The following is an 8,602-nucleotide window of genomic DNA, read 5'->3' as shown; positions in this document are numbered from 1 at the left end:
ATTATGACTATATGATGGTCGACACAGCCGCGGGTATTTCTCCAACCGTTCTTCATTTTATTGCCGCGTCTCAAGTTGCTGTCGTTGTGGTGACCCCCGAGCCAACCTCTTTAACTGATGCGTTCTCTCTGCTTAAGGTGCTCAAACGCCGCGGTTATCGGCGAAAGGTTCAGATTGTTGTCAATATGGTCTCTAATGCGGCGCAAGCTAAGAAGGTCTTTCAGCGCTTTTCACAAGCCGTTAGTAAGTATCTGGACCTGAATACAGAATACCTGGGCTCGGTATGGATGGATGAAAGCATGCGAGCGGCAGTCAGCTTGCAGCGTCCTGTTGCGCTTTATCCTAAAACCGATCCTTCCGCTCGTTGTTTTTATCGCTTAGCAGAAAAAATAGATGACCTGTTTAGCCAGACAGGCGTTCCGCGTTTGGCCTTTAGCGCCTATTGGCAAAAAGTAGTAGAGCGACAAGTCGCTCGCCCACAGAAAAGCATCGCGGCCAAACAAGCGGCTTCGACAAGAAAAACGACGTCTCTTCATAAACCGGGCTCTTTTGATAAGCTGCGTGAGCAAATGGCAAGCTTTAGCTCGGCAGGAGAGCAATCCCAGGGGAATAAAAGAGCGGTCTCGAGTTATGAACAAACCTTGCTTGACCAAGTTCGGGAAGCTCAAGGCGACTTGTCTCCTGAATCAGAGATCCATGTTGAAGACAATGCTTTGGATTCCGGCGTTGAAGCTAGCGTTGAACGTTATGTTGAGCAAAAAGCAGAGCTAGTAGAGGAGCCGCTATCAGAGCATTCTGAAGATGCATGGGTCGATCTACGGCTTCGTTTAAATAACTTCTTTAGCGATAAAAATACAACACCCGAACAGATGGTGACTTTGTTGTCTGGGTGTATTTACAGTTTTGGTGATCGTCTGGGCAATGCAGCAGTTGACCTTCTTCATAGCTTGCTGCATTCTCTGGATCCTGATCAGTTGAGTGAAGAACAAAAACAATTGTTATTGTCTGATTATGAACGCATCGGTTTGGATGAATACCGCCAGTCGATAAAGCTCAGACAATCCAAAGCCCGTTATGACGCTTCTGGTTTTGGTGATCAACAAGTTCTAGCGCGAGCAATTCGCTCCTCAGCTGAAGATATACCACTGGAAAGTTTATTAGAATCAATCAAGTATGCGTCTTTAGTCGACTCTTCCGGTGACTCATAAAGAATAAAAAGAGACTCTGAATAGTGAGGCTCTACAAGGACCGGAGACATCTCATGAGTAATCAAAAAGTTTATCCCATTCACGCGCAGGCTAAAGCCCGCACTAATATCGATCAAGACCGTTATCAAGCGCTTTATCAGCAGTCGCAGGATGACAATGAATCGTTCTGGGCAGAGCAGGGAAAGCGCCTTGAATGGATCAAACCTTATTCCCAGGTAAAAGATGTATCGTTTTCTTCTAATGATTTGCATATTCGCTGGTATTACGACGGTGTCTTGAATGCTTCGGTAAATTGTCTAGATCGCCACTTGGCTGAGCGTGGTGAACAGACTGCAGTTATCTTTGAGGGAGATGAGCTAGATTCTTCTAAGCATATTTCCTATCGAGAGCTGTACGAAGAAACGTGTAAGTTTGCCAACGCCATGCGACAAACAGGTGTAAAAAAGGGCGACATTGTCACTATCTATATGCCTAATGTTCCTGAAACCGCTGTAGCGATGTTGGCCTGTGCTCGTATTGGTGCCATTCATTCTGTTGTGTTTGGTGGTTTTTCTCCTGAAGCCTTGGCTGCTCGTATCGCTGACGGTGCAGCGAAATGGGTCGTGACGGCTGATGAAGGCGTACGTGGTGCCAAAGCGATTCCTCTAAAGAAAAATGTCGATGCAGCGATTGAAACCGATGCGGTCACGACGGTTGAAAATGTCTTTGTGTTAAAACGCACCGGCAATGATGTTAATTGGGTCGAGGGTCGAGACCTTTGGTATCATGAACTTTTGGCAGGTGCTTCGAGTGAGTGTGAACCTGAGCCAATGAATGCCGAAGACCCGCTCTTTATGCTTTATACCTCTGGTTCGACGGGTAAGCCTAAAGGTGTTCTTCATACGACTGGCGGTTACATGGTCTATGCCTCGCTGACGCATGAAGTTGTTTTTGATTATCAGGAAAATGATGTTTACTGGTGTACAGCTGATTTTGGTTGGATCACCGGCCACACTTACATGCTTTATGGGCCGCTAGCGAATGGTGCTGTGAATGTTATGTATGAAGGTGTGCCGAACTACCCTGATTTTTCGCGTTTTTGGCAGATTGTTGAAAAGCATAAGATTAACGTTATCTACACTGCGCCGACCGCAATTCGAGCCTTGATGGCAGAAGGCGATGCCTATGTTGAAAAATGCGACCTATCAAGCTTGCGTTTGCTGGGAAGCGTGGGTGAACCAATCAACCCAGAAGCCTGGGACTGGTATCACCGTGTAGTAGGTAAAGAAAAGTGCCCGATTGTCGATACTTGGTGGCAGACCGAGACGGGTGGGGTGCTGATTTCTCCTTTGCCTGGCGCCACGGAATTAAAGCCTGGCTCGGCGACACGCCCTCTATTCGGTGTTAAACCTGCGATTGTCGACAATGAAGGCAATATTCTGGAAGGTGCAGCTGAAGGTAATTTAGTTATGCTGGATAGCTGGCCTGGGCAGATGCGTACTGTCTACGGCGACCATGAACGCTTTATCCAGACCTACTTTAGTACCTATGAAGGTATGTACTTCACAGGTGATGGTGCGCGTCGCGATGAAGATGGTTATTACTGGATTACCGGTCGTGTTGATGATGTCTTGAATATTTCGGGGCACAGAATGGGCACCGCTGAAATCGAAAGTGCATTAGTGGCTCACCCAGATGTTGCCGAAGCCGCTGTTGTTGGCTACCCTCACGATATTAAAGGCCAAGGTATTTATGTCTATGTCAGTATGATGCATGACCATGACATTGACCTAAATGACGCGCTCAAAGACACCTTGAAGCAATGGGTGAGAAAAGAGATTGGCCCTGTCGCGACACCGGATATCATCCAGTGGGCACCGGCGTTGCCAAAGACCCGTTCTGGTAAAATCATGCGCCGTATTTTGCGCAAGATAGCCGCGAACGAGCATGATAGCTTGGGGGATATCTCTACCTTGGCCGATCCTTCAGTGGTCGCCAAATTGGTTGATGAACGACTGAACAAGTAAGCAATCAACGCTACTGTAGGCAGAGGGGGAAACCCCTCGCAGAACCAGACCCTTGCTAGCCCGCCAGCGAGCCGTGGAAGGCTCTGCCTACAAGTATGGTTTTTCTCGAATCCGTAGGCAAACGGTTCCACCTCTCGCAGAATCTGCCCCCTTGCTAGCCCTCTAGCGAGCCTGGGACGGCCGCTCTGTCTACAAAACACTCCGCCAGATCCAGCAGTAAAATCGACAGCAATTTCCCTGATATCATTTAGACAACAACTTGGCTCGCTAATTGCGAATCACTCCAGCTACTAAAATTATTAATCTATAAATCAATGACTTATAGAAATGTTGCGCTAGCTTGGTGCAATTCTTGAGTAAATTGCTCAGGTATTGCACGGCATTGGTGCTCATTATTGAGAGAGTGTTTGTTTATGTTGTTTGGTCGAAAAGACAGAAAGCCTATCAAGATAGTAGAAAAACCTGTTAAGGAATGGAAGTACACCACCTGTGGTTATTGCTCGACTGGTTGCTCGATTGAAGTCGGTATCGATGAGGATGGAAAAGCGGTAGGAACCCGTGGTGATACCGGGGCAGATGTAAATCGTGGGAAGCTATGTATTAAAGGTATTTTTGAGCACCAACTATTTGATTCAGAGGGCCGCGGTGGTCAACCTCTGATGCGCGACAAATTCTATCAAGACTTTAAGCCTGCCAGCTGGGACCAAGCGCTCGATAAGACGGCCGCTGAATTCAAGCGAATCCAGGAAAAGTACGGCAAAGATTCTGTCGCTGTCGTCTCGACTGGGCAGATCTTCACTGAAGAATTTTATACTTTGGGTAAATTGGTGCGAGGTTGTATTGGTACCAATCATTATGATGGTAATACGACGCTTTGCATGGCTTCTGCCGTTTCAGGCTATAAGCGCTCTTTTGGTTCTGACGGACCTCCTGGTTGTTATGAGGACTTTGAGCATACGGAGTGCTTAATTGCCTGGGGCTCAAACCTGCCTGAGCAACACCCGATTATCTATTGGCGACTTAAAGAGGCCTTAGAGAAGCGAAAATTCCCGGTAATTGTTGTTGACCCTCGTGTAACCATGTTGGCGCAATTTGCTGATATTCACTTACCCATCACGCCTGGCACCGATGTGGTGCTCCAGAATAGTTTGATGCATGTGATTTTAGCTGAAGGTCTTGAAGACCGAGACTACATCAATGCAAATACCCAGGGCATAGAAGAAGTTGAAGCACTGGTTAAGGACTACGACCCGGTCAGTGCTTCAAAAATATGTGGTATTGATGAAGATACGATTCGTAATGTCGCGCGCTTGTATGCGAAAGCCGGTGCTGCAATGAGTATTTGGACGATGGGGATTAACCAGAGCACTCATGGTTCAGACGGCGTTGTCGGCATCAATAACTTGAACCTGATTACCGGAAATATCGGTAAGCCAGGTGGTACCAGCTTGTCTATTACAGGTCAGTGTAATGCTATGGGGACGCGTGAATGGTCTTCTTGTTCTGGCTTACCAGGCTACAGGGCTTTGGAAAATGAAGAGCATCGCCAGGAAATTGCTGATTTTTGGGGCATTGATGCTGACTTCTTTCCGACTAAGCGTGGGATGCAACAAACCGATATCTTCCCGGCAATTGAAACCGGCCAGATTAAATCCTTGTGGTTGATCGCGACTAACCCCATGACCTCGATGCCGCAAACTTCTCGAATTCGTAAGACGCTTGAGAAACTGGAGTTCTTGGTTGTTCAGGATAGTTACCGTGACGTTGAAACCAATCAATATTCTCATGTCTATCTTCCGGGTTCGGTTTGGGCAGAGAAGGAAGGTTGCTTCACTAATACAGAGCGACGTGTAAACCTCGTGCGTAAAGTGGTGGAGCCTTATGCCAACTCTAAGCCGGATTTCTGGATCTTTAACGAAATGGTCAAGCGTTTTGAGAATGGCCAGAAGATTAACTTCCCTGATACCACGGCAGAGGCCTTTGAAGAAATGCGCCAGCTATCGAAAGGTGATGGCAGAACCTTAGATATTTCAGGTATGACGCATGAAATACTGGAAGAAGCCAGAGGGATTCATTGGCCTTATCGCGAAGGAAATGACAGTGGCAAGGGCGACCCTCGTTTGTATACGGACGGTAAGTTCCAGACTAAGAGCAAGAAGGCGAACCTGATTCCTTTGCCGTATATCGAGAATAATGAAACACCTTGCGACAAGTACCCCTTCTGGATGAATAGTGGCCGGGTAGTGGAGCACTTCCATACCCGAACTAAGACCGGGAAGTTGGGTAACCTGAATAAGTTCAGCCCAACCCCCTACATGGAAATGAACCCTGACGCAGCTGCAGAGTTAGGCGTAGCGCATCAATCGTATGTGAGAATTGTTTCGCGCCGCGGTGATGCCGTGGTGATGGTACAGCTAACGCAGAGAGTTCCTAGAAATATGGTTTTCATTCCTTTTCACTTTCATGATTGTGTTAATCGTGTCTCGCTTGGTTTGCTTGACCCACACTCAAGGCAACCTGCCTTTAAGCAGTGTGCGATCAAGATAGAACCGGTCGACCAGTCGGTGGCTGGTCAATTAAATGCTGAGCGAAGAGGATATTAATATGCTGAATTTATTAGTAAAAGTTCGTGACCGCTTGGACCAGATCGGTGTGCCGAACGAAGAAAAGAACACCAACGAAAGACCGACTTTTACCTTCAGGGATAACGAGCAAGGCTATGCAAAGCTGTATGATCCTAAGGTGAAGAAGAACGAAAGCGAAGAAAACCGCTATGGGCAGAAGATTGACTTATTGGATCTGACCGAAGGCGCGTTCGAGCAGGGGCGATCGATGCAGATCAATGAAAACCCCTCTGTAGGTTGCAACCCTAATCGAAACAAGCAGCACGGATTTCACTTTACCGCTGACAACTGTATCGGTTGCCATGCCTGCGAAGCCGCTTGTAGTGAAAAGAATGAAAATCCGGCTCACTTGGCTTTCCGCTCGGTTGGTTATGTAGAAGGGGGTTCCTACCCTGACTATAAGCGCATGAACATATCAATGGCGTGTAACCATTGTGACGACCCGGTTTGTTTGAAGGGCTGTCCAACAAAGGCTTATACCAAGCATACTGAATATGGTGCGGTACTCCAGGATCCTGATACCTGCTTTGGTTGTGGTTACTGTACTTGGGTTTGTCCTTATAACGCACCACAGCTTGACCCGGTTAAAGGTCAGGTATCGAAGTGTAATATGTGTGTTGACCGCTTAGAAGTAGGCTTGAAGCCAGCCTGTGTTTCGGCCTGTTTGGGTAATGCATTGAACTTTGGTGTTATTGAAGATACGCCAGAAAATAGAGAGCAGACTGAGGCGAGTATCCCTGGCTTCCCTGACCCATCAATTACGCAACCTAATATTCGTTTCCAGCAGATCAAAACTCTACCGGAAGAGATGACGCGAACAGATGTTCAGCCTCTTAAGTACCATAAGCAAGAAGATGGAAGTTATCGTTCAGTTGTAAATGAGAAAGCAGGTAAAGAGCGATCTTGGAATTTGAAGCGTCTAAGTTCGCGAGAAAATCCTTTGGTTATGTTCACCTTGTCGACTCAAGCAGTGATCGGTGCCTTTATGATTTTGCTGTTGGGGCCGTCTATCTTCCCTGAAGCCTTTGCATTTTTAGATCAAAGTGCGATGAAGTATCCATTATTGGGTGCGATGATTTTTGTTCAGGCTTTGGGTTTATTCCTTTCTACGCTGCACCTGGGTAAGCCTTTGCGTTTCTACCGTGGGTTTAATAACTTGCGTTGGTCACCACTTAGTCGGGAAGCCTTGGGTATCGCCATGTTCTTCGCGGGCCTATGTGGCTATACCGTGTTGTCTGCGATCAATGAATGGTTGCAGTTGGGTATCCTAGATTTGCTGATATCTATTGCGGGTGGTTTTGCGGTGATCTCTGCTTTGATAGGTTTGTACTTCATGCACTGTATCTATCGAATTAAAGCTCGCCCGTTCTGGAATCATTGGCAGGTATTGACCAGCTTCTTTGGCAGTATGTTTAGTGTCGGCGGAATTGTTTTTGCCGTGTTTGCTTGTATTGCTTATTCGCTTAAAGATTTAAGCTTTGCACCACTTCTGAGTGTCTTGTCTGGTCTTTATTGGCTTGCTGGTTGAGTCAATAGGTCTTGTTGCTCATGCTCGTTACCTGAATACTGAACAGGGAGAGGGCGCAGCAGCGCACTACATTCAGTGGACGACGTTTGGCAATACTTACTTGGCGAGAAACGTCAGCTTAGTGCTTGGCTTGCTTATCTCTGCAGTCTTCTTTATCTGGGCGCCTACCGGTATTTCAGCTGCACTGATTGGTATCGCTGCGGGGCTTGGCATGATCATTATGTTGTTAGTTGGTCGTGCACTCTTCTATATATTGGTTGTACCTACAACCATGCCAGGGGCTTTCTTCTGGAAGAACAAAGGGTTTGAAGAACATGCCAGAGACATTGGTTTGGCAGAAATGCCTCAGGTGGGTGTTGTACCTGACCTACACTAATCGCAGGTGACTAAAGAGAAGGCTGCTTTCGAAAGAAAGTGGCCTTATTGCCAATAGAATTTAGTGCGTGCTTAGTCATCAATGAGTAAAAGAGGCAGGATAAACGAAGAAGCTAAAGTGAATCAGGTTAATGCTAAAGTGAAGCAGGATAGCAAGTAGCAGAGAATTGCTTCGCTGGTAACTCCATGCGTAGAGTAAACCCGCGGCAAAGATTAGGCTGAGCCTCTCTATCGCCCCGGGCCCTGTATGGAAGTGAGCAAGAGTGAACAGAAGGGATGAGCCAATAATGGCGGCGCTGGCTGTAGACGATTTTAGGAATATAAAGCGCTGAATGATTAGCCTGAAGAACGCTTCTTCAGCGATGCAGGTCACAAACAGATTAATAAAAATAAAGGCGAAAGTCAGCTGGCCGAATTTAAAATCTGTATTGACGCCCAAAATGTAGCCGATCAGAAAAATCCCAAACATAGCGAAGCCGACCTTGGCGAATAGCTCGGGCTTTATGTTGGTTTCGTTCTTCAGGTTTGAAGGGCTCCTATTGCTGACCCAGTAGCGAAAGCAAAATAAGATGAATACTGCGCCCAAGGCTTTATCAAGGTGAGCACTTAGGGTGTAAGGAATGCTTGAGTTACCAAGTAAGGCCGGGCCGAAGACCGTGGTTTTAGTAAAGCCGGGAACAAGGTGTAAGGCTAGCATCAAGGGCACAAGGCTTAAAAATATCCAGGCGAAGGTTTTTATTGGTAAATGCTTTGATTGAACCTGACTAATGATCAGCGTGGCGAAAACAAGGAAAGCAGCAGTTCGCCAATCGATAACTTGTGTTTGCCAGCTTGTAATCAGCAAGATTACGAATAAGGGTA

6 protein-coding genes are annotated in these 8,602 nt (G+C 46.8%); 5 read left to right on the top strand and 1 reads right to left on the bottom strand.

Features of this window, described 5'->3' with window-relative positions; all coding sequences use genetic code 11:
- The 5 genes from A3756_RS27630 to A3756_RS27625 form a co-directional block, all read left to right on the top strand.
- Nucleotides 1-1,208 (top strand): MinD/ParA family protein (locus A3756_RS27630; protein ID WP_368664579.1); only part of this gene is annotated, 1,208 nt, incomplete at its 5' end.
- 53 nt (nucleotides 1,209-1,261) lie between these two features.
- On the top strand, nucleotides 1,262-3,214 hold the full coding sequence (gene acs / locus A3756_RS08770; RefSeq protein ID WP_068509939.1) for an acetate--CoA ligase: 1,953 nt from the start codon (nucleotides 1,262-1,264) through the stop codon (nucleotides 3,212-3,214).
- Nucleotides 3,215-3,627: 413 nt separating this feature from the next.
- Complete coding sequence (locus A3756_RS08765; RefSeq protein ID WP_068553347.1) at nucleotides 3,628-5,817, top strand: molybdopterin oxidoreductase family protein; 2,190 nt, start codon at nucleotides 3,628-3,630, stop codon at nucleotides 5,815-5,817.
- Nucleotide 5,818: 1 nt separating this feature from the next.
- A complete protein-coding gene (locus A3756_RS08760; RefSeq protein WP_197470000.1) occupies nucleotides 5,819-7,366 on the top strand; it encodes a DmsC/YnfH family molybdoenzyme membrane anchor subunit in 1,548 nt (515 codons plus the stop codon).
- On the top strand, nucleotides 7,332-7,742 hold the full coding sequence (locus tag A3756_RS27625) for a hypothetical protein (RefSeq protein ID WP_068552930.1): 411 nt from the start codon (nucleotides 7,332-7,334) through the stop codon (nucleotides 7,740-7,742). Before A3756_RS08760 ends, A3756_RS27625 begins: the two co-directional genes overlap by 35 nt.
- Nucleotides 7,743-7,820: 78 nt before the next feature.
- Here A3756_RS27625 and A3756_RS08755 read toward each other — a convergent pair.
- The coding region (locus A3756_RS08755) for a CPBP family intramembrane glutamic endopeptidase (RefSeq protein ID WP_068552929.1) at nucleotides 7,821-8,602 on the bottom strand (782 nt) is incomplete at its 5' end.

Source organism: Oleiphilus sp. HI0086 (genome assembly GCF_001635225.1).
The sequence above is the reverse complement of the archived record's forward strand: the minus strand, read 5'-3'. Positions and strand labels throughout refer to the sequence as shown.

Excerpts from the sequence above, each read along its gene's own strand:
- A3756_RS08765 (WP_068553347.1), top strand. The coding sequence starts at position 3,628 with ATGTTGTTTGGTCGAAAAGACAGAAAGCCTATCAAGATAGTAGAAAAA.
- A3756_RS08760 (WP_197470000.1), top strand. The coding sequence starts at position 5,819 with ATGCTGAATTTATTAGTAAAAGTTCGTGACCGCTTGGACCAGATCGGT.
- acs (WP_068509939.1), top strand. The coding sequence starts at position 1,262 with ATGAGTAATCAAAAAGTTTATCCCATTCACGCGCAGGCTAAAGCCCGC.